This window comes from Nonomuraea sp. NPDC003560 (genome assembly GCF_042878785.1).
Lineage (GTDB): Bacteria > Actinomycetota > Actinomycetes > Streptosporangiales > Streptosporangiaceae > Nonomuraea.
In genome coordinates this window covers 223075-242693 of the sequence record NZ_JBIAOF010000007.1, presented here as the reverse complement: position 1 = coordinate 242693, position 19619 = coordinate 223075, and the positions used below count along the sequence as shown (strand labels likewise).

18 protein-coding genes and 1 tRNA gene are annotated in these 19619 nt (G+C 73.3%); 8 read left to right on the top strand and 11 right to left on the bottom strand.

The window, feature by feature from the left end; all coding sequences use genetic code 11:
- Positions 1 to 32: 32 nt before the first annotated feature.
- Complete coding sequence (locus ACFYUV_RS27700) at positions 33 to 2510, bottom strand: PEP/pyruvate-binding domain-containing protein (protein ID WP_387672684.1); 2478 nt, start codon at positions 2508 to 2510, stop codon at positions 33 to 35.
- The gene (locus ACFYUV_RS27695; RefSeq protein WP_387672681.1) at positions 2507 to 3238 is read right to left on the bottom strand and encodes a TetR/AcrR family transcriptional regulator; all 732 of its coding nucleotides are present in this window, start codon (positions 3236 to 3238) and stop codon (positions 2507 to 2509) included. The genes ACFYUV_RS27700 and ACFYUV_RS27695 overlap by 4 nt, the downstream gene beginning before the upstream one ends.
- Positions 3239 to 3352: 114 nt before the next feature.
- Between ACFYUV_RS27695 and ACFYUV_RS27690 the strand changes: the two genes are divergently transcribed.
- The 3 genes from ACFYUV_RS27690 (at position 3353) to ACFYUV_RS27680 (ending at position 5076) form a co-directional block, all read left to right on the top strand.
- Positions 3353 to 3898: a hypothetical protein gene (locus ACFYUV_RS27690; RefSeq protein WP_357979448.1), complete on the top strand. Its 546-nt coding sequence runs from the start codon at positions 3353 to 3355 to the stop codon at positions 3896 to 3898.
- Between the two features lie 46 nt (positions 3899 to 3944).
- A complete protein-coding gene (locus tag ACFYUV_RS27685; RefSeq protein ID WP_387672678.1) occupies positions 3945 to 4325 on the top strand; it encodes a hypothetical protein in 381 nt (126 codons plus the stop codon).
- Positions 4326 to 4404: 79 nt separating this feature from the next.
- Positions 4405 to 5076: a DUF6766 family protein gene (locus tag ACFYUV_RS27680; RefSeq protein ID WP_387672675.1), complete on the top strand. Its 672-nt coding sequence runs from the start codon at positions 4405 to 4407 to the stop codon at positions 5074 to 5076.
- Here the strand turns inward: ACFYUV_RS27680 and ACFYUV_RS27675 are convergent.
- Positions 5010 to 5846, bottom strand: coding sequence for a 1-aminocyclopropane-1-carboxylate deaminase/D-cysteine desulfhydrase (locus ACFYUV_RS27675; protein ID WP_387672672.1), 837 nt, complete (start codon positions 5844 to 5846; stop codon positions 5010 to 5012). The genes ACFYUV_RS27680 and ACFYUV_RS27675 overlap by 67 nt on opposite strands.
- A gap of 43 nt (positions 5847 to 5889) precedes the next feature.
- Between ACFYUV_RS27675 and galK the strand changes: the two genes are divergently transcribed.
- Positions 5890 to 7002: a galactokinase gene (gene galK, locus ACFYUV_RS27670; RefSeq protein ID WP_387672669.1), complete on the top strand. Its 1113-nt coding sequence runs from the start codon at positions 5890 to 5892 to the stop codon at positions 7000 to 7002.
- A 54-nt stretch (positions 7003 to 7056) separates the two neighbouring features.
- Here galK and ACFYUV_RS27665 read toward each other — a convergent pair whose 3' ends face one another.
- The 5 genes from ACFYUV_RS27665 to ACFYUV_RS27645 all read right to left on the bottom strand — a co-directional run bounded on the left by ACFYUV_RS27665 (position 7057) and on the right by ACFYUV_RS27645 (position 12810).
- Positions 7057 to 8886 (bottom strand): glycoside hydrolase family 15 protein, encoded by a 1830-nt coding sequence (locus ACFYUV_RS27665; RefSeq protein WP_387672666.1) that lies wholly within the window; start codon positions 8884 to 8886, stop codon positions 7057 to 7059.
- 24 nt (positions 8887 to 8910) lie between these two features.
- Entirely contained in the window at positions 8911 to 9948 is a 1038-nt protein-coding gene (locus ACFYUV_RS27660) for an NAD(P)-dependent alcohol dehydrogenase (protein WP_387672663.1), read from the bottom strand.
- A gap of 157 nt (positions 9949 to 10105) precedes the next feature.
- Entirely contained in the window at positions 10106 to 10879 is a 774-nt protein-coding gene (locus ACFYUV_RS27655) for an enoyl-CoA hydratase-related protein (protein WP_352352551.1), read from the bottom strand.
- Positions 10880 to 10920: 41 nt separating this feature from the next.
- Positions 10921 to 12063 (bottom strand): nitric oxide synthase oxygenase, encoded by a 1143-nt coding sequence (locus ACFYUV_RS27650; protein WP_387672659.1) that lies wholly within the window; start codon positions 12061 to 12063, stop codon positions 10921 to 10923.
- A 675-nt stretch (positions 12064 to 12738) separates the two neighbouring features.
- Positions 12739 to 12810, bottom strand: a tRNA-Asn gene (locus ACFYUV_RS27645).
- Between the two features lie 126 nt (positions 12811 to 12936).
- Between ACFYUV_RS27645 and ACFYUV_RS27640 the strand changes: the two genes are divergently transcribed.
- The gene (locus tag ACFYUV_RS27640) at positions 12937 to 13254 is read left to right on the top strand and encodes a YtxH domain-containing protein (protein ID WP_352318894.1); all 318 of its coding nucleotides are present in this window, start codon (positions 12937 to 12939) and stop codon (positions 13252 to 13254) included.
- 56 nt (positions 13255 to 13310) lie between these two features.
- On the opposite strand, the gene ACFYUV_RS27635 is transcribed toward ACFYUV_RS27640, so the two are convergent.
- Genes ACFYUV_RS27635 through ACFYUV_RS27625 form a run of 3 tightly spaced genes read right to left on the bottom strand, consistent with a single transcriptional unit; the run spans position 13311 to position 15246 of the window.
- Positions 13311 to 13784, bottom strand: a complete 474-nt coding sequence (locus ACFYUV_RS27635) for a hypothetical protein (protein WP_387672656.1) — start codon at positions 13782 to 13784, stop codon at positions 13311 to 13313.
- Positions 13781 to 15055 carry an amylo-alpha-1,6-glucosidase gene (locus tag ACFYUV_RS27630; protein ID WP_387672653.1) on the bottom strand — a complete coding sequence of 425 codons (1275 nt, stop codon included), beginning with the start codon at positions 15053 to 15055 and terminating at the stop codon, positions 13781 to 13783. Before ACFYUV_RS27630 ends, ACFYUV_RS27635 begins: the two co-directional genes overlap by 4 nt.
- 32 nt (positions 15056 to 15087) lie before the next feature.
- Positions 15088 to 15246 (bottom strand): hypothetical protein, encoded by a 159-nt coding sequence (locus ACFYUV_RS27625; RefSeq protein WP_352318900.1) that lies wholly within the window; start codon positions 15244 to 15246, stop codon positions 15088 to 15090.
- Between the two features lie 176 nt (positions 15247 to 15422).
- On the opposite strand from ACFYUV_RS27625, the gene ACFYUV_RS27620 reads away from it, so the two are divergent.
- The 3 genes from ACFYUV_RS27620 to ACFYUV_RS27610 are packed head-to-tail and all read left to right on the top strand — an operon-like array spanning position 15423 to position 19611.
- On the top strand, positions 15423 to 16589 hold the full coding sequence (locus ACFYUV_RS27620) for a hypothetical protein (protein WP_387672650.1): 1167 nt from the start codon (positions 15423 to 15425) through the stop codon (positions 16587 to 16589).
- Positions 16586 to 18781: a tetratricopeptide repeat protein gene (locus ACFYUV_RS27615; protein WP_387672647.1), complete on the top strand. Its 2196-nt coding sequence runs from the start codon at positions 16586 to 16588 to the stop codon at positions 18779 to 18781. Before ACFYUV_RS27620 ends, ACFYUV_RS27615 begins: the two co-directional genes overlap by 4 nt.
- The gene (locus ACFYUV_RS27610) at positions 18778 to 19611 is read left to right on the top strand and encodes a PP2C family serine/threonine-protein phosphatase (RefSeq protein WP_387672644.1); all 834 of its coding nucleotides are present in this window, start codon (positions 18778 to 18780) and stop codon (positions 19609 to 19611) included. Before ACFYUV_RS27615 ends, ACFYUV_RS27610 begins: the two co-directional genes overlap by 4 nt.
- Positions 19612 to 19619: the final 8 nt, after the last annotated feature.

Sequence of the window (19619 nt, the reverse complement as noted above, 5' to 3'; positions counted from 1 at the left end):
CGCCGGGGGACGGCCGACTTGGCGCAGTCTTTTCACTGGAGCAACTCGACCGTGCCGCGCTCGCCGTCCACGCGGACGCGGTCGCCGTCGCGCAGTCGCATGGTGGCGTTGCCGGTGCCGACCACGGCCGGGATGCCCAGCTCGCGGGCCACGATCGAGGCGTGCGACAGCGGCGCGCCCATGTCGGTGACGACGGCGGCCGCGCGCGGGAACATGGGGGTCCAGCCGACGTTCGTCAGGGTCGTCACCAGGATCTCGCCGGGCGCCAGCCGGTCGCCGTCCTCCGGGCCGGCGATGACCCTGGCCACGCCCTCGACCACGCCCGGCGCGCCGGGGAACCCGGTCACGGTGTCGCTGACCGGGACGTCGAAGCCGCGCGCGTCGTAGACGTCGGCCCGGCGGCCCGGGTCGGCGGCCCACCGGACGGGGTCGAACCGGCCGACGATCACCGTCGGGTACGGCGGCAGCGCGGCGTACCGGTCGTGGGTCGCCCGCCGGACCGGGACCCGGGCCAGGGCCGAGGCGTCGCCGCGCAGCACGTCGAGGATCTCCTCCAGGTAGAGGTGGAACAGGTCGTCGCCGTGCCCGGTCAGCTCCCCGGCGCGCACGACGAACGCCCGCAGCACCCAGAAGGCCCGGATGTTCTCCGAGCGGGCGCTCTCCCGGTCGCGGACGACCGCGTTCCACCGCCGTACCCGGGCGCGCATCCGGGCCTCCTTGCCGGGGTGGCGGGCGGCGAACCGGGCCCATGCCTCCTGCCTGGCCTTCTCCTGCCGGGCCAGCAGCGCCTCGGTGCCGGCCCGCAGGTCGCGCAGGCCGGCGAGCTGGGCGTCGATCCAGGCCGGGTCCTCGCCGGGCCGGGGCCTTGAGACCTCGAACTCGTGCGGGCCGCGGTGCCCGTAGGCCAGCGCGAATTCCTCCCTGCTGATCTCGCCCCTGGCCAGCCGGCCCAGGCCCAGGACCGGTCCGAGGCTGGCCAGCTCGCCGTCGGCGTTGACGCCGGTGAGCATGGCCTCGGCGTCCGCCTCGCCCATCAGCCTGCGCAGCCGGTCGCGGGTCCAGACCAGCGTGGCGCCGCCCTGGCGGCCGGCGGCCTCCAGCATGCGGCTGGAGATGACCAGGTGGGGCTCGATGGCGGACGTCCACAGGTCGGCCAGCTCGGGGCCGGAGGACGTGGCGGCGACGCGTTCGCGCAGCTCCTCGCAGCGCTGCCGGGAGGTGGCGAGGAAGGCCGGCAGGTCCTTGATGTTCCGGCGCACCCGCCGCTGGAGGGTGACGGCCATCGGCAGGACGCGCCGGACGATCTCCCAGCGCGACAGCCGCACCAGCGGCACCTCCAGGCCGGCCGGCAGCCTGCCGAAGACCTGCTCGACCGCGCCCAGCCTGCTCCGCATGCCCAGGGCCGCGGCGATGGAGTGGACGACGCTGAGGTTCATGTAGAAGCGGCCGCCGATGTTGCCCACCAGGTCGAACCCGGGCAGCGCCGAGGCCGACATGGCCTCGTGGATGAAGATCCGGACGAACGACCAGGTCGCCGGCGTCATCACGTCGGGGATGGCCTCGCCCAGGTTGCCCGCGGTCCACAGGTAGTCGCCCTTGAGGCTGTCGTTCCACTCCTCGACCTGCGGTTTCAGGCCGGTGATCGGGCGGGCCTGGAGGATCGCGAACGTGCCGTCGCGCCTGGCCCACTCGACGTCCATGGGCATGCCGTACAGGGCCTGGACGCGTTCGCCGAGCGCGGCCAGCTCCACCGCCTGCGCCGGGTCGAGGACGGGAGCGCGGCGCAGCTCCTCGGGCACGGGCTCCTCGCGGGTGCCGCTCGCGGTGCGCACGGTCATGACGGTCTTGTCGGCGACCCGCGAGCCGGTGACCCGGCCGCCGGACAGGGTGATCGTGTCCGGCGTGACCTGCCCGCCGACGACGGCCTCGCCGAGCCCCCAGGACGCGTTGACCACGATCTCGTCGCGCGCGCCGGTGACCGGGTCGGCGGTGAACATGATCCCGGCCGCGTCGGCGTCCACCAGCTCCTGGACGACCACCGCCAGGGCCACGTCGTCGTGCGGGACGCCGTTGCGCTCGCGGTAGGCGACGGCGCGCGGGTTCCACAGCGAGGCCCAGCAGCGGCGGACCGCCTCCAGCAGGCCGTCGGCCCTGACGTTGAGAAAGGTGTCCTGCTGCCCGGCGAACGACAGCTCGGGCAGGTCCTCGGCGGTGGCCGAGGAGCGCACGGCCACCGCGACGTCGTCGCCGAGCGCGGCGTGCGCGGCCCGGATCTCCTCGGCCAGGCCGGCCGGGATCTCGTGCGCGGCGAACAGCGCGCCGGGGTCGCCGCTGGAGGCGATCTCGTCGCCGAACGCCGTCACGAACGACCGGTACGCCCGGGTCGTGACGACGAACCCGCCGGGCACCGGCAGCCCCGCCCTGACCAGCCGGGCCAGCGAGGCGCCCTTGCCGCCCGCGGTGCCGAGGTCGGCGGCGGCTTCGTCGTCGAGGGGAATGACTGCTTTCATTGCACGCGCTCCTTGGCCGGGCTCATGGATGTCGCCAGTTTGCGCCGGGCGACGTCGGCGAGGGCGTCGATGAGGTCGAGCGTGGCCCGGGCGACGGCGGCGGCTTCGTCGGGCGGCAGCGCGCGTCCGGTGCCCACCGCGCGTTCGACGGTCTCGGCCAGCAGCTCGGCGACGCGGTCGTCGGGCAGCCGCTCGGACTCCGGGCGCGCGCCGGGCAGGAACATGAAGCCGTAGAAGATCGAGCCGATCACCGTGACGTGCTCGGCCGGCTCCGCGCGCACGGCGCCCAGCCGGACCAGCTCGCGCAGGTAGGCGTCGAAGGGGCCGCCGAGTTCGAGGCCGCCGGCCGCCGGGCCCTGCCGCTTGAGCCGGGTGAGCTTGCCGAGCACCTCGGAGTCGTCGAGCAGCACCGCGTGCAGCAGCGGCCGGTGCAGCAGCGCCGAGGCCAGGCTCCCGAACAGCTCGCCGAGGGTGGCGGGCGCACTGTCGCGCACCCGGTCCGTCATGAGCACCCGCTCGCGCCGCAGCAGCGCGGCGAACAGCTCCTCACGCGTCTTCCAGTGCAGGTAGATCGTGCCCTTGGCGACCCCGGCGCGCCTGGCGACGTCGTCGACGGTGGTCTTGTCGTAGCCCCAGCGCAGGATCAGCTCGGCGGCGGCGTCGAGGATCCGGTGGGCGCGCTCGGCCTGCCGCGCGGGGTCCTGCGGCGGCCTGCCCGCTCTGGCCATGCGTCATCCTCCAATTGTTTGACCGGATGAGCTTAAGCGGTCATGTAATTGATGGCAAGGCCGGATCTCCCGTACGCCGCCGGGAAGGCGCCGCCGGGCCGTAGCGTAGGGGGCATGGGCAAGGCGTTCTGGATCGACCAGGAGTTCGACAGGGACCGTGACGGGCGCTACGCCGTGCACGTGCGCAAGAACCTCGACGAGTTCGAGTGGGGCGACATCGCGCCGGTCAGGTTCGCCTGCGCGGCCTGGCGGCTGGCCACCCCGCCCGCCCTCACCCCCGGCTACGTGCGCTGGGACCGTCGCGTCCTGGAGGCCACCTGCCACCGCAACACCTGGGACGGCACCCTGTTCGCGCGCGTCCGGATCGTCTCGCCGCCGCCCGCCGAGCTGACCAGGTCGCGCGCCTGGTGGCGCGACCGCGGCTGGCTGGGCTGGCAGGAGACCTTCGGCCAGTACGTCGAGCCGAGCCAGCAGGACCTCGCCCGCATCCCGTTCCTGCGCGCCACGCTGCTCGTCGAGGCGCCCGTGCCGCTCGGCGACCTCCCGCCGGAGCCCGAGGGGCCGCACGACGAGGTCGAGCAGCGCGCCCACCGGGCCGTGCTCGTGCTGGTCCGCGAGCTCAACGCGCTGGTCGCGCCGGTGCTCGACCAGCTCGGGTAGCCCGCCGGCCAGCATGCCCGCTGCTCCAGTGGGTAGCGGGAGGCTCATGAGATTTCCGTTCGTCGTGGCGGCGCTCCTCCTGGCGGCCGTCGGCTGCGCCGTGGACACGACGTCCCCCGCCCGCGCGGCCGAGCGTTTCCACGCGGCCCTGGAGGCTCACCAGGAGGACGCCGCGTGCGGGCTGCTGGCCCGGACCACCGCCGAGAAGCTGCCCGACCGCGGCCAGACCTGTGCCCAGGCGCTGGGCGACCTCAAGCTGGGGCCCGGCGGCGCGGTCACCGAGGTGAACGTGTGGGGCAAGGAGGCCCAGGTGCGGCTGGCCGGCGACACCCTGTTCCTGCACCGCTTCGACGACGGCTGGCGGGTCAAGGCCGCGGGCTGCCGGCCCGTGCACGACCTGCCCTACGAATGCGAGGTGGAGGACTGATGCGGGTGATGTTCACGCTGACCCTGCTCGTCATCGCGGCGGGGCTGGCCTGGTTCCTGGCCATAGGGTGGGCGCGGTTGTGAAGTGGTTGAAGGAGAACTCCCTCTCGCTGGCCTTCCTGGTCATGTTCCTGCTGGCGCTCGGCGGGCAGGCGGTGGCGGGCATGCTGCAGTTCAACGACGTGCAGCTGGTCCAGGGCGCCGACCCGGTGTCGTTCGCCGAGTACGTGACCTCCTCCGACTTCGCCGTGGACGTGGCCGAGAACTGGCAGTCGGAGTACCTGCAGTTCTTCCTGTACATCATGCTGACCGTCTGGCTCGTCCAGAAGGGCTCCCCCGAGTCCAAGAAGGTGGAGGACGCCGGGGCCGAGTCGGACGAGGAGCAGCAGGTCGGCGCGCACGCCACCAGCTACTCCCCCGCCTGGGCCAGGGCCCGCGGCGCCCGGCTGTGGCTGTTCAGCAACTCGCTCGGGCTGGTGATGGGGGCCATCTTCGTGCTGTCGTGGCTGGCCCAGTCGGTGGCGGGCCAGGCGGCCTACAACTCCGGACGGCTCGGCGACCTGCGCGACCCCGTCTCGTGGGGCCAGTACGTGACCTCCGCCGAGTTCTGGAACCGCAGCCTGCAGAACTGGCAGTCGGAGCTGCTGGCCGTGTTGTCGATGGTGGTGCTGTCGGTCTACCTGCGTCAGCGCGGCTCGCCCGAGTCGAAGCCGGTCGGCGCCCCGCACGCGGCCACGGACGTCGAGGGCTGACCGGTCAGCACGGCCACGACGCGGGTGCCCGGCGCGAACGCCCCCCGCCGGGCCAGGTCGAGGACGCCGTAGAGCATCTTGGCCACGTAGACGCCCTCGACCCGGTGCTCGGCGGCGAACCGGTCGAGGGCGGGGGTCGTACGGGCGTAGCCGCCGAAGTGGTGGTCGAGGTCGAGCGACCAGTTCGTCCAGGTGCGGCCGTAGGCCTCGCGCTGGAGCCGGGCCACCTCGCCGGCCAGGAAGCCGGCCCCCTTGAGCACCGCGAAGCCCAGCGCCCGCCTGCCCTCGGGCAGCCCGGCCGAGATGCCGGCCAGCGTGCCGCCGGTGCCGACCGGGCAGCAGACGACGTCGTAGTCGACGTCGATCTCGGGCGGCAGCTCGGCGCAGCCGCGCACGGCCGCGGCGTTGCTGCCGCCCTCGGGCAGGATCGTGACGTCGCCCCACCGCTCCCGCAGCCGGGCCTGCACCTCGGGCGTGTGCTTGAGCCGGTAGGTGGCGCGGTCGAGGTAGGTGAGGGTCATCCCGCAGGAGGCGGCGAAGGCGAGCGTGGGGTTGAGCGGCAGGTGCTCCTCGCCCCTGATCACCCCGATCGTCTCGATGCCGTGCAGCCTTCCCGCCTGGGCCACGGCCCTGATGTGATGGGAGTACGCCCCGCCGAAGGTGAGCAGCCGCCGATGGCCCAGGTTGTACTTGAGCTTGCGCCGCTTGTTGTCGTCGTGCATCAGGAACACCCGGACCTGGCCGAGCGCTGGATCCAGGAGCTCCTCCATGGCGCTAGTCTACGGTCGGGCCTTTGTTGAGGAGTGTTGGATTATGCGCGTTGCTGAAGCTTTTCGTGCCGCCTTCGGTGCCGATCCCCGGACGGTCTGGCGCGCGCCCGGCCGGGTCAACCTGATCGGCGAGCACACCGACTACAACGACGGTTTCGTCCTGCCCTTCGCGGTGCCGTGGGGGGTGAGCGCCGCCGTCACCTCGCGCGCCGACCAGACCGTCCGGCTGCTGTCCCTCCAGTCCTCCGGCGGCCCGATCGAGCTTTCGGCCAGGGAGGAGGCGACCGGCTGGGCCCGCTACGCCGTGGGCGTCCTGGCCATGCTCGGCGACCGGGTCGCCGGCGCGGACATCGCGATCGACGGCGACGTGCCCCAGGGCGCGGGGCTCAGCTCCAGCGCCGCGCTGGAGGTGGCCGTCGCCTCCGCGCTGAACGACGTCCACGGGCTCGGCCTGACGCCGATGGAGATCGCGCTGCTCAGCCAGCGGGCCGAGAACGACTTCGTCGGCATGCCGTGCGGGATCATGGACCAGGCCGCCTCGGCGCTGTGCGAGGAGGGCCACGCGCTGTTCCTCGACTGCCGCTCGCTCGGCTCCAGGAAGATCCCCCTCGACCTGGCCACCGAGGGCCTGAGCATCCTCATCATCGACACCCAGGTCCACCACGAGCACGCCGGCGGCGAGTACGCCAAGCGCCGCGCCGAGTGCGAGTCCGCCGCCCGCAAGCTGGGCGTGGCGTCCCTGCGCGACGTCACCGACCTGGCCGCGGCCCTCGACCGGCTCCAGGGCGACGAGCGCAAGCGCGTCATGCACGTCGTCACCGAGAACCACCGCGTCGAGGCCCTGGTCGGCCTGCTGCGCGCGGGCAAGGTGACCGAGATCGGCGCCCTGCTCAACGCCTCCCACCTGTCGCTGCGCGACCAGTACGAGGTCTCCTCGCCGGAGCTCGACGTGGCCGTGGAGGCCGCCTTCCGCGGCGGGGCCCGCGGCGCCAGGATGACGGGCGGCGGCTTCGGCGGCTCGGCCATCGCCCTGGTCCCGGACGACCGCCTGGACGGCGTGCGCGAGTCGGTCTCGGCCGCCTACGCCGAGCGCGGCTTCCAGGCCCCGCGCTTCCTGGCCGCCACCGCCGCCAAGGGCGCCCACCGCCTGGCCTGAGCCGGTCAGGGCGTGCGGGCCAGCCGAGGGCGCCCATCGGCTGGCCTGAGCCGGTCAGGGCGTGCGGGCCGCTCCCGCCCGTGCCAGGTTGACCCCGCTGGCGATCACCCCGATGTGGCTGAACGCCTGCGGGTAGTTGCCCGCGAACGCGCCCGTGGCCGGGTCGATCTGCTCCGGGAGCAGGCCGAGCGGGCCGGCGCGGGCGCACAGGGAGGCGTACAGCTCCTCGGCGCGGGCCAGGTGGCCTTGCAGGATGAGGTTGTCCACCAGCCAGAAGCTGCACAGCAGGAAGGCGCCCTCGTCGCCGGGCAGGCCGTCCGGCGACCGGTCGTGCAGGTAGCGGTAGAGCAGGCCGTCACCGGCGGACAGGCGTTCGGCGACGGCGGCGGTGGTCGCCGCCATCCGCGGGTCGTCGGCCGGCACGACCTTGCGCAGCGGCAGCGCGAGCAGGCTGGCGTCCAGGCCGCCGCCGCCGTCGAGGTGCTCGCTCAGGCACTGCGCGTCCTCGTCCCACGCCTGCTCCAGGATCAGTCGGCGCAGCTCCTCGGCGGTGGCGCGCCACCTGGCGATCGGACCGGCCAGGCCCAGCCGTTCGCCGATGGCCGCGGCCCGGTCGAGCGCCACCTGGCACATGCCCGCCGAGTAGGTGAACACCCGGCCCTGGCTGCGTACCTCCCAGATGCCCTGGTCGGGCTGCCGCCAGCTGTGCGCGGCGGCCTCGGCCAGCGCCGACAGCCCCGACCACAGCGCGGGCTGCAGGTCGCGGCCGGGCAGCAGCCACTGGTCGGCGCAGTCCAGCACCTCGCCGTAGACGTCGTGCTGGCGCTGGTCGGCCGCGCCGTTGCCCCACCGCACCGGCGCCGAGCGCCGGTAGCCCTCCAGGTCGGCGTCGACGACCTCCTCGGGTACGGGGTCGCCGCGCAGCGTGTACATGATCCGCGGCCGGCCGCTCTGCTCGAAGGCGTCGAGGACCCAGCCGAGGAAACCGTCGGCCTCCTCCGCGAAGCCGACGCGGCGCAGCGCGAAGACGGCGTAGGCGGCGTCGCGGATCCAGGTGTAGCGGTAGTCCCAATTGCGCACCCCGCCGACGGGCGCCGGCAACGAGGACGTCGGCGCCGCGACCAGCGAGCCGTTCACCCAGTCGTCGCACAGCTTCAGCGTGATCACCGAACGCCGGACCAGCGCCTCCTGCGGCCCCTGGTAGGTGCACGCGCCCATCCAGCGCCGCCAGGCGTCGGCGGTCTGCCGCACCATCGCCTCGGGGTCGAACCGGTGGTGACGGTGGATGCGCCCCCACGACAGCACCAGGTCCAGGCGCTCGCCCTCCTGGAGGTCGTGCACGGTGCGCAGCCCGGTCAGCGGCCGGTTGGAGCGCAGGTGCAGCCGCAGGTCGGGCCGGCGGGACGCGCGCACCTCCAGGCCGCTGCCGAGCATCCGGGCCTGCCCGCCGCCGCGCGGCGCCAGCTCGGCCCGCAGGCGCACGTCCCCCGCCAGGGCGACCGCGGACCTGACCAGCTCGCCCCGTCCGCCGCCCGCGTCGTCGCCGAGGTCGGCGCCGGCGCGCAGGGCCAGCGCGTCGGTGATCCGGACCACGCCGGACGGGCCGCGCAGCTCGGTGACCAGCACGGCGGTGTCCGGCTCGTAGTACTGCCTGGCCTCGCGCAGGTCGTCGGCCGTCAGCGTGAAGCAGCCGCCGCGCTCACGGTCGAGCAGGCCGCACAGCAGCGGGTCGCTGTCGAAGCGCGGCAGGCACAACCACGGGATCGAACCGTCGAGGGCGACCAGCGCCGCCGTCGTGCCGTCACCGATGAGCCCGAGGTCCTCCAGCGCCGGGTAGCCCTCCCGGTGGCGCACCGGGCGGAAGGGTGGATCGAGATCGAGCATGGCCGCCGTTCTCCTCCGAGGTCCTCACGTGAAGGTGATCATCACCTTCACCACGTCGTCGAGCTTCTTGTCCGAGACCTCGAAGGCGCGTTCCATCTCCGCGAAGGGGAACGTGTGGGTGGTCAGCGGCGTGGGATCGACCCGGCCGCCCTCCAGGACGCGCAGCAGGCGTTCCATGCGCAGCCGCCCGCCCGGGCACAGGCCGGTCGTGATCTTCTTCTCGGCCATGCCGACGCCCCACTCGACGCGCGGGATGCGGACGAACTCGCCCTGGCCGTAGTAGCCGGTGTTGGAGACCGTCCCGCCCGGCTTGGTGATTTTGATCGCGGTCTGGAAGGTGGCGTCCGCGCCGAGCGCCTCGATGGCGGTGTCCACACCCTGTCCGCCGGTCAGGCGGAGCACGCCCTCGACGACGTCCTCGGCACTGAAGTCGACGACCTCGTCGGCGCCGAAGTCGCGGGCCAGCTGCTTGCGGCGGGGCACCGACTCGACCCCGATGACCAGGCCCGCGCCGCGCAGCCGGGCGCCCGCGGTGGCCATGAGGCCCACCGGGCCCTGGGCCAGCACGGCGACCGCCCCGCCGATGGGGATGTCGCCGTTCTCGGCGCCCATGAACCCGGTCGAGAGCATGTCCGCGCAGTAGACGGCCGTCTCGTCCGGCACCCCGGCGGGGATCTTCGCCATGTTGGCGTCGGCCTCGTTGACGTGGAAGAACTCGGCGAAGACGCCGTCCTTGGAGTTGGCGAACTTGAACCCGCCGAGCGGGCCGCCCGACTGCGACGGATGGCCGTCCTGGCAGGCGAGGTCGCCCCAGTCGGGGGTGATGGCCCCCACCAGGACGCGGTCGCCCGGCCGGAAGTCGCGCACCTCCTCGCCCACCTCGTGCACCACGCCGACGCCCTCGTGCCCGAGCGTGAGATCGGTGCGCGGCCCGATGCCGCCCTGGACGGTGTGGGAGTCGGAGGTGCAGATGAGGGCGGTGGTGGTGCGGACGACGGCGTCGCGCGGCCCCGGCCGCGGCACCGGTTTGTCCATGAAGCCGACCCGGCCGATCTCCTTCATGACGAAAGCCTGCACCGCGCCCCCCGAACGTGGCCCCGCTGGACGTCCCCCACGCCCCGGCCTGGCCGCGGACCCTTCGGACACGCCCAGCCCTACCCGGCGGGGATCGCCGTCTAACCTCGGCGTGCTCCGCTCGTACCCCCTCCGGCCTGCGGTTTCACAGCGCGGGGAAGTCCGGCGGACGGCGCTCCAGGAAGCTGGCGACGCCCTCGGCGAAGTCGGGCCGCCCGAAGGAGGCCAGCATCTCGTGGACGGCCTTCCTGGCCGACTCCTCCAGGGTGACGTCCCAGTCCTGCCACACCTGCCGCTTGATCACCGCCATGGACGCCGGCGAGCTGTGCACGGCCAGTTCCCTGGCGTACTCCTGGGCCTGCGCCAGCAGCGACTCCCCCGGCACCGCGCGGTTGGCCAGCCCCAGCTCGTACGCCTCCCGCCCGCTGAACACCCGGCCCGACAGCAGGACGTCCATGGCCCGCTGCTGGCCCATGACCCGGGGCAGCACCCAGGACAGGCCGTACTCGGCGACCAGGCCGCGGCGCGGGAAGGCGGTCGTCCACTTGGCCTCCTCGGCCGTGAAGACCAGGTCGCAGACGAGCGCGTGCACCATGCCGAGCCCGGCGCAGGCGCCGTTGACCGCGGCGATGATCGGCTTGCCGATGGTCGTGGGGAAGGTGTTGGGACGGGGGTCGGGGGTCTCGTCGTAGGAGCCGGTCTGGATGGCGGCGAGCGTCCTGAAGTCGGCGCCGGCGCAGAAGCCCTTGCCCGCGCCGGTCACCACGATCGCCCGGACGTCGGGGTCCTTCTCGGCCTCGGCCAGCAGGTCGAAGTAGCGCCGGCCCATGGCGTCCGTCCAGGCGTTGAGCGTGTCGGGACGGTTGAAGGTCAGCGTGAGCACGCCCCGGTCCGACGATGAGAGCACGAGTTCCGCCATGCGCTAACCGAACCATGTTCTGGGCGGGGCTGGCAAGCGCATCAGCGGGCGGGGTGGCGGTGCACGTACGCGGGGGTCAGCTCGCAGGTGTCGTAGTAGCGGTGGAAGACCGGGGTCGCGCCGCCCGACAGCGGCGGCACGATCCACGACCAGTCGGCCGGGCAGCGCCGTCCGGCGCGCTCCTCGCGTTCCAGGTGGGTCAGGAAGCGCCGGGACTCGGTGTGGTGGTCGGTGATCGTCACCCCCGCCCGTTCGAACGAGTGCAGCACCGCCACGTTGAGCTCGACCAGCGCGTGGTCGCGCCAGAGCGAGCGCTCGGTGGAGGTGTCCAGGCCGAGGTGCTCGGCCACCTCGGGGAGCAGGTCGTACCGATCGGAGTCGGCCAGGTTGCGCGCCCCGATCTCGGTGCCCATGTACCAGCCGTTGAACGGCGCGCACGGGTAGCAGACGCCTCCGATCTCCAGGCACATGTCCGAGATGACCGGCACGGCGTGCCAGCGCAGCTCCAGCTCCGCGAACCACGCGTACTCGGGATGCAGCAGCGGCACCTCCAGCACGGCGTCGCCCGGCAGGTTGCACACCAGCGGGTCGCCGAGCCCGGCCCGCACGACCAGCGGCAGCACGTCGAACCGGCCCGGCCCGCCGCGCCAGCCCAGTTCCTTGGCCAGGTCGGTGAGCTCGGCGTTGCGCGGGTCGCCGAGGACGCCGCCGCCGTTCAGCCGGTGCCCGGCGTAGCGGACGAGCTGGTCGTTGAGCACCCGGGGGCCCGGCATGGCCGGGGTGTCCGGGGCGAAGACGGTGACGGTGGGCCTGATGCGCCCCTCCCCCGTCGCCTCGCGCAGGTGCGCCACGCACTCCACCGCCACGCCCTCGGCCGTCGTCACCTCCCGCCGGTCGCGCACCTTCAGCGAACGCCAGTACAGGCGTCCGATGCACCGGCCGCTGTTGCGCCAGGCGACCCGGGCGCCGAACTCCAGCTCCTCGAAGGTGTGGACGTAGGTGCCGTGGCGGGCGACGTCTCTGGCGACGTCGCGCAGCCGGGCGGCCAGGCCGCCGGCGGAGGGGTTCTCGGCGTGGAAGAGCCTGATGAACCGCTCCGCCTCGCGGAGGTCCGTGGTGCGCTCGAACAGCGCGTGCACGGCATGCACATCGAAGGGACGCAGTGACCTGATCCAGGTACGCACGCGGCAACCAACATTTCGCTCAGCGGAGCGCCCCGCCGATTCCGGGTCGGCGGCACGTCCTGCCGGCGGCGCCCTCTCCACGCCCCCGTCACGACTTCCCGCGGCTGCCGGCCACACCCGGCCGGCTCCCCCATCTTGCCGCCGCGAACGCCCGTTGTCCCGCGTAACGCCAAAATCGGTAACTCACCCACTACAACGCGTGAATCCCTCTCCTTTCAGGACATGCCCTGCCAGGCCAGCAGCGCGGAGGTGAACGCGCCAGGGCGCCCGATCCGGCCAGGACGACCGCGAGGCCGAGAACATCGGTCATCGGCCCGCCGCCCATCCGACGCAGGCGGCACCAGTTCCCCCACCGCCGCGGCGGCCGGCACCCCGAAGATCACCCCGAACGCCACCCAGAGCGTGAGACGCCCGACGATCTGCCGCGCCCTGGCACGCGTCAGGCCCGCCGGCGGAGTGCGGCCCCGCTCCGGACTGAAGGGTGCTTCAGACCTGGTCAACGGCCTCTCGCGGAGTGAGGAAGACGTCACTGGAACCGCTGCGGATGGACGACTTCCCGATGAGGGTGTCAGCGAGATGACCCCCTGGAGCCCTCAGCGACGGAACGTCCCATGGAACGCCTAAGGCCCTCTCACCTGTCTCGGTGAGAGGGCCTTAGTTGCTGTCTGACTACAGCTCCCGCGATAGGACTCGAACCTATAACCTGCCGGTTAACAGCCGGCTGCTCTGCCGTTGAGCTACGCGGGATCGAACGTTCGCCCTGCTGGTCGGGCTTGTTGGGCCCTTCCGTCGTGCGCAGGAATAGATTAGCGCACTCTTGGAGTGCGTGTCGCATCGCAACTGGGGTAGGCCGGGAGACAGCGGAGGTGCAAGATGCGTTATCGGATGACATTCGCGGTCGGTCTGGCTGTCGGTTACGTGCTCGGCAGCAGGGCGGGCCGCGAGCGGTACGAACAGATCAAGCGGGCGGCCCAGCGTGTGGCCGACAGCCCGAGGGTCCAGGAGGCCGCGGGGGTGGTCGGCGCGCAGGCGTCGAGGCTGGCCGGGGCGGCCAGGGAGAAGGTGGGCGGGACGCTTCAGGAGAAGATCCCGTTCCTCGGCTCCGACGGCCACCACAGGTCCGGCAGCGGCTGGCCCGAGGAGGAGGATCTCGCGGAACGGAAGTCCCGCGAGACCGGCATCCCCTACTGACGGCCCGGTCCTGAGATCCGGCCCCGAGATCCGGCGCGGCACGGACGTGTGATGCCTCACACGCCCATGCTGCGCCGGACGCCTTCCAGGGCCTGTTCGGCCTGCGCGCGCAGGCCCGGGTCCGTCGGATCGAGCCCGTCGTCGAAGACGAGCGTCCAGCCCAGCACCTCGCCGCCCGGCGGACGCCTGGCCACCAGCCGGACGCCGCCGCGCCCCGGCAGGCTGACGCGCTTGTTGACCACGATGGTGGAGTTCACCCGCTCGCGCACGGTCTCGGGCACCATCCGCGGTTCGGCGACGCGCTCGAAGTGGCGGACGCCGCCGGTGGTGACGACCCGCAGCCCCTCGTCGTCCCAGGACGCCTTGTCGATCTCCTCGTACGGCACCCGCGTCCCGTCCGACAGGAACAGGGCGAGGTTGGTGGCCACCAGGTGACCGTCGGCGGTCTCGGTGAACGTCAGCACCCGCTCCCCCGGCCGGGTGTCCAGGGATCGGCGCACGTCGGCGGGCAGGCGGCGAAGAATGCTCATATCTCCACGGTATCGGCGAGCAGGTCGAGGGTGAGCGCCGCGCTCCAGGAGAAGTCCCTGCACCCGCGCCCGCTGCCGTCGAACGGGTCGAAGCACTCGCGGAACCCGGCCTGCCGGACCAGCCGCAGGGTGCCGTTGGCGAGCTGCCGGCCGAGCTGGTCGAGCGAGTGGACGGCGGCGGCCCGGCGTAACAGCCAGTTGGTGTTCACCCAGGACGGCCCGCGCCAGTAGCGGGTGCGGTCGAACTGGGCGGCGCGGATCTCGCAGCTCGGCACCGGGTAGCCGGTCGCGCCCATGAACCGGGCCGACTCCAGCACCTCGACGCAGGCGTGCAGGTGGTCGCTGGGCAGCCCGGGATCGAGCAGCGGCCCGAACGCGCCCACCGTGCAGACCTTGATCAGCCGGCCGGAGCGCAGGTCAAGGGGGTAGAAGCAGCCGTCCCAGAGCCGGTCGAGCATGGCCTGCCTGATGCGTTCGGCCTGTTCGGCGTGGGGTGCGGGGTCGGCCCCGGCCACCGGCGCCAGCTCGGCCAGCGCCTGGCAGGAGGCGAGCCAGATGCCGTTGAACATCGGGTCCTCGACCGCGAAGGGGTGCTCGTCGCGCAGGTACTCGGGCCGGTAGCCGGCGTCGCGGTACCGCATGGCCAGCCAGACGTAGCGGTCGTGGTCGCTGTCGGGGTGGCGGTCGGCCAGCTGAACGTTGCGGTAGCCGTAACCGATGGCGGGCAGCGCGGCGAGCGGCTGGTCCCAGGCCGGGCTGTCGTCCATGCCCGACTCCCAGGGATGGACGATCGCCGCCAGTCCGGCGCCGCCGAGGTCGCGGGCCGAGGCCAGGTAGTGGTGCTGGGCGACGAGCAGCGGGAACGTCCGCCGGACGAACGCGACGTCGCCGGTGTGCCGGTAGAGCCACCGCAGCGCCAGCGCCTGCAGCGGCGGGGAGGTGAGCCCGGAGGTGTAGACCCGGGGCGCGGAGGCGTGCTCCTGCGAGCGCCAGACCGACGGCCCGGGGAAGTACGCCTCGCGGGTGTGGAAGACGATGTGGGGCACCATGCCGGTCGCCCACTGGCCGCTCAGCAGGCTGAGCAGCTCCTCCCGGGCTCGCTCCGGACGGTGCCTGGCCAGGCCGATGACGACGAACGCGGAGTCCCAGCTCCACTGGTGCGGGTAGAGACCCGGCGCGGGCACGGTGCCGCTGCCCGTCCAGTTCGCCTCGAGCACGGCCAGGGCCTCGCGCCCGAGCGCGGCATCGTCAACCGCCGGCCGCGCCTCCATTCACTCACTATGCCTTGGGAAGCGGGCGGAAGCTACGGCCTCTTGGCCCACTTCGCGACGAACGTGACACCGAGGACGACGGCGCCGATGATGAGAGCCCACTTGAGAAGCGTGAAGACGAAACCCACGAGCGGGCCGACGAGAAGCAGTGCGACGATGATCGCGGCGATGATCAGAAGGATGCGTGCCATGTCTCCACCGTAGGAGATCCGTTAAGCCGTTTGCAGGTGACCGAGGGTTGAATCAGGGACAAGTCAGGGTCACCCCTACCCTTTGGAACCAACCGGTCAAGACTCCCGTTGAGCCGGTAGGACACGGGGCATCGGGGGCCCTCTTCACGGGGAGCGTGATGAGTCTGGGACCACCCATGAGCAGGGAAGGCGCCGAGTACGCGCTGCGCGCTCGGGCCGACGAACGTGACCGGATCTCCGGCGACCTGCTCGATCTCGAATCCCACACCACGTACCAGCTGCTCAAGGGCGCGACGCTGGACGGGGTGACGCGGCAGCGCTGGGCCGCCGTCCAGGCCGCGCTGACCCGGCTATGGCTGCTGAACGACGCCTACCGGGCCGTGCTGCGCGACGCCGAGCAGGTCAGGGCCGCGCGCGCGAAACTCGGGGCCGAGCAGCTCGACGAGCTGACCCGGCTGCTGTCGGGCACGTCCGTCGTGCTGCGGGCCGCGGCCAAGCCCGTCGAGCAGCGCTCGCTGCTGCCCGAGGCCGACGAGCGGCTGACCCTCGACGAGACCGTCGCCCGCATGGACGGCGCCTTCCGCGAGGTCACCTCGGCGCTCAATGACATCGACGCCGTGTGGAACGCCGTCCTGCCCCGGCTCGACGACGCCGACCGCGTCCTGCGCGAGATCCGCGACCTGGAGCGCGAGCTGGGCGAGAGCGCCGGCCTGGAGGCGCAGGAGGCGGAGCTGCGGCGGATGCGCGCGGCCCTGCTCGCCGACCCGCTCGGCGCGGGCGTCGGACCCGACCTCGGCGGGGTCGCCCGCGTGCTGGCCGAGGCCCGCGCGGAGATCGACCAGGCGATCGTGGTCAAACGCGAGTACGCCAGGCGCCGCGAGGACCTGGTGGCCGCCCTCGACCGGGTACGCGCGGCCGAGAGCGAGGCCAGGCTGGCCCACGGCGCGGTCGTGGTCAAGATCGCCCTGCCGCCGCAGGCCCGCCCGCGCAGCCGGGTCGAGGAGCTGACTGGCGAGCTGGCCGCGCTCGACGCCTCGGCCGACACCTGGCTGGTGCGGGCCAGGCGGCTGGCGAGCGTGGAGAGCGAGGCGGAGAAGGCCGCCGACCGGGCGCGGGCCACCGCCAAGGCCCTGTACGGCCTGGTCGGCAGGCGCGACGAGTTACGCGGCCGGCTCGGCGCCTGCCAGGCCATGGCGGTGCGCAAGGGCATGGCCGAGGACCCCGACGCCACCGCGTGCTTCGAGCGGGCACGATCCCTGCTGTGGAGCGCTCCCTGCGACCTGACCGAGGCGGCGGCCGCGGTCGACACCTACCAGCGCGCGATACACGGAGGTAAGCCATGACCCGCTGCGCGCAGCCGGGCTGCACCGGCACCATCGAGGACGGCTACTGCGACCTGTGCGGCAACGCGGCGGCCGCGTCGCCCCCGGCGGCGGTGTCCGTCCCCCGGCAGGCGTCGGCCCCGGCCTCGGGGACGCCTTCCGGGTCGCTCTCGGGGCCGCTCTCGGGCCCGCTCTCTGGGCCGGTGAACACCCAGCCGGTGAGCCGGTCGCTGACCTCGCCGGTGAGCAGCAGCGGCAGGTCGCGGGCCGGGGTGCTGGGCGGCATCGCCGACCTGCCGTCCGTGCCGTACCGGGATCCGGCGACGGCCGTGATGGCCGATCCGCGGGTGCCGGAGGAGAAGCGGTTCTGCGCCAACCCGGCCTGCGGAGAGCCGGTGGGCCGGTCCCGGCAGGGCCGTCCGGGACTGACGGAGGGGTTCTGCCCGCACTGCCGCACGCCGTACTCCTTCACCCCGAAGCTGGCCAAGGACGACATGGTGGCCGGGCAGTACCGGGTGCTCGGCTGCCTGGCGCACGGCGGCCTCGGCTGGATCTACCTGGCCGCCGACGAGGCCCTGGACGGTCGCTGGGTCGTGCTCAAGGGCCTGCTCAACACCAACGACGCCGAGGCGCTGGCGGCGGCCGAGGCCGAGCGCAAGTTCCTCACCACGGTCGACCACCCGAACATCGTCAAGATCCTCAACTTCCAGCTCTCCGGCGGCCTCGGCTACATCGTCATGGAGTACGTCGGCGGCCAGTCCCTGCACGAGCTGCGCCGCCAGGGCCCGCTGCCGCTGCGCGAGGCCCTGATCTACGGCCGCGAGATCCTGCACGCGTTCGGCTACCTGCACGAGAACGGCCTGGTCTACTGCGACCTCAAGCCGGCCAACGTGATCCGGGTCGGCCGGCGGCTCAAGCTGATCGACCTGGGCGCCGTCCAGCCGGTCGGCTCGCCGCCCGGCACGTCCTGGGCGACGGTCGGCTACCACGCGCCCGAGCTGGACACCCACCCCTCGTCCGTGGCCTCCGACCTCTACACGGTGGCCAGGACCCTGGCGGTGCTGACGATCCCGTCCTGGAGCCCGGCCAAGGGCGGCGTGGCCAGCGCGCTGCCGCAGGACTGCGGGCACGAGTCGTTCGCGCGGCTGCTGCGCAAGGCCACCGCGCCCAACCCCGCCGACCGCTTCCAGAGCGCGTGGGAGATGGAGGAGCAGCTCGTCGGGGTGCTGCGGGAGATCAGCGCGGCCGAGGAGGGCGTGCCGTTCCCGGCGCCCTCGACCCTGTTCGGGCCCGAGCGCTCCGCCGTGGGGACGGCACTGTCGGGATCGCGCCGCGAAGTGTTCGGGCCGCTCGACCCGCCCTTGGTCGCGGTCGAGCTGCCGGTGCCGCACGTCGATCCGCTCGACCCGGCGGCGGGCGCGCTGGCGGGCCTGCTCGGGTTCGACGGCAAGGAGCTGTTCGACCAGCTCTCGGCGATGCCGCCGACGCCCGAGACCCGGCTCATGCGCGCCAGGCTGCTGGCCGAGGCGGGTGCGGCCGAGACGCCGCACGCGCTGACGGAGCTGGACCGGTTGCTCCCCGGCGACTGGCGGACGACCTGGTACCGCGGGGTGTACGCGCTGGCCGCGCGCCAGCCGGACACCGCGGTGACGATGTTCGACGCGTGCGTGTCGGCGCTGCCCGGCGAGCTCGCGCCCAAGCTGGCGCTGGCGTTCGCGCTGGAGTGCGCCGGCAGGCAGGCGGCCCACTGGTACAACGCCGTATGGCGGACCGACCACTCCTACGTCAGCGCCGCGTTCGGGCTGGCCAGGACGGGCCGCGTCAACGTACTGGACGAGGTGCCGCCCACCTCCAGCTACCGGGTGGCGGCGCAGGTGGCGCTGGCCGCCTCGGTGTTCCGCCGGACCGACCTGAGCACGGTGTCCGCCGCCGATCTGGTCGGCGCGGCCGGACGGCTGGCCAACCTGGCCGACCTCGACCCGCGCCGCCGCGACCTGCTCACCGCCGAGCTGCTGCGCTGCGCGCTGGCCTGGCTGGACGACAACCCCGCGCCGCCCGGGACGAAGCTGGCCGAGGCCGACTTCACCGAACCGGGGCTGCGCAGGCGGCTGGAGTCGATCTACCGGAAGCTCGCGGTGGCGGCCGGCTCCCGCCATGAACGCCACGCGCTCATCGACGAGGCGAACGCCGTACGACCGAGGACGTGGCTGTGACCGAACCCACCCCCCAGAACTGCCCGATGTGCGCGTCCCCCGTCGTCCAGGGGGACGTCTACTGCGAGCGGTGCGGCCACGCGCTCGGCGCGCCGGTCTGCACCTCCTGCGGCGCGGCCGCGGTGGACGCGGAGGGCTACTGCGAACGGTGCGGCGCCCGCCAGCCCACCGGCCGCGACCACGCCGAGACCGTCCTGGACGGCGGGGCCGCCGCCGTGACCGACAAGGGCCTGCGGCGCGCCCGCAACGAGGACGCCATGGCCCTGCTGGCCACCGGCGACGCCGTGATCACGGTGGTGTGCGACGGCGTGGGCAGCTCGCCGCGGGCCGACCAGGCCTCGGCCGCGGCGGTGGAGACCGCGGGCGCCGCCCTGGCCAGGGGGGCCTCCGCGCAGGAGGCGTTCGAGCTGGCCGGAAAGGCGGTGACCGCCCTGGCGACCTCCGTGGACGACGCCCCCGCCTGCACCTACGTCGCCGCGGTCGTCGGCCCCGGCGGGATCACGCTGAGCTGGGCGGGCGACACGCGGGCGTACTGGCTGCCCGGCGAGGCCCCCGGGCAGGGCGTGCTGCTGACCGAGGACGACGTGGTCCCGACCGGCGAGATCACCGCGTGGCTCGGCGCGGATTCCGGCGAGGTGTCGCTGCATGTGCGCACGCTCGCCCCGGGGGCGCCCGGCCTGCTGCTGGTGTGCAGCGACGGGCTGTGGCGCTACCTGGACGGCTACCGGTTCCCGCAGACGGGAACCCCTCTCGACATGGCCCGCGAGATGCTGCGCCACGCACTGGCCTCCGGCGGCCAGGACAACGTGACGATCGTTCTCATCCCCTAGGAGAAACG

Coding starts and splice junctions, on each gene's coding strand:
- ACFYUV_RS27700 (WP_387672684.1), bottom strand. CDS start 2,510: ATGAAAGCAGTCATTCCCCTCGACGACGAAGCCGCCGCCGACCTCGGC.
- ACFYUV_RS27695 (WP_387672681.1), bottom strand. CDS start 3,238: ATGGCCAGAGCGGGCAGGCCGCCGCAGGACCCCGCGCGGCAGGCCGAG.
- ACFYUV_RS27690 (WP_357979448.1), top strand. CDS start 3,353: ATGGGCAAGGCGTTCTGGATCGACCAGGAGTTCGACAGGGACCGTGAC.
- ACFYUV_RS27685 (WP_387672678.1), top strand. CDS start 3,945: ATGAGATTTCCGTTCGTCGTGGCGGCGCTCCTCCTGGCGGCCGTCGGC.
- ACFYUV_RS27675 (WP_387672672.1), bottom strand. CDS start 5,846: ATGGAGGAGCTCCTGGATCCAGCGCTCGGCCAGGTCCGGGTGTTCCTG.
- galK (WP_387672669.1), top strand. CDS start 5,890: ATGCGCGTTGCTGAAGCTTTTCGTGCCGCCTTCGGTGCCGATCCCCGG.
- ACFYUV_RS27665 (WP_387672666.1), bottom strand. CDS start 8,886: ATGCTCGATCTCGATCCACCCTTCCGCCCGGTGCGCCACCGGGAGGGC.
- ACFYUV_RS27660 (WP_387672663.1), bottom strand. CDS start 9,948: ATGAAGGAGATCGGCCGGGTCGGCTTCATGGACAAACCGGTGCCGCGG.
- ACFYUV_RS27655 (WP_352352551.1), bottom strand. CDS start 10,879: ATGGCGGAACTCGTGCTCTCATCGTCGGACCGGGGCGTGCTCACGCTG.
- ACFYUV_RS27640 (WP_352318894.1), top strand. CDS start 12,937: ATGCGTTATCGGATGACATTCGCGGTCGGTCTGGCTGTCGGTTACGTG.
- ACFYUV_RS27635 (WP_387672656.1), bottom strand. CDS start 13,784: ATGAGCATTCTTCGCCGCCTGCCCGCCGACGTGCGCCGATCCCTGGAC.
- ACFYUV_RS27630 (WP_387672653.1), bottom strand. CDS start 15,055: ATGGAGGCGCGGCCGGCGGTTGACGATGCCGCGCTCGGGCGCGAGGCC.
- ACFYUV_RS27625 (WP_352318900.1), bottom strand. CDS start 15,246: ATGGCACGCATCCTTCTGATCATCGCCGCGATCATCGTCGCACTGCTT.
- ACFYUV_RS27620 (WP_387672650.1), top strand. CDS start 15,423: ATGAGCAGGGAAGGCGCCGAGTACGCGCTGCGCGCTCGGGCCGACGAA.
- ACFYUV_RS27615 (WP_387672647.1), top strand. CDS start 16,586: ATGACCCGCTGCGCGCAGCCGGGCTGCACCGGCACCATCGAGGACGGC.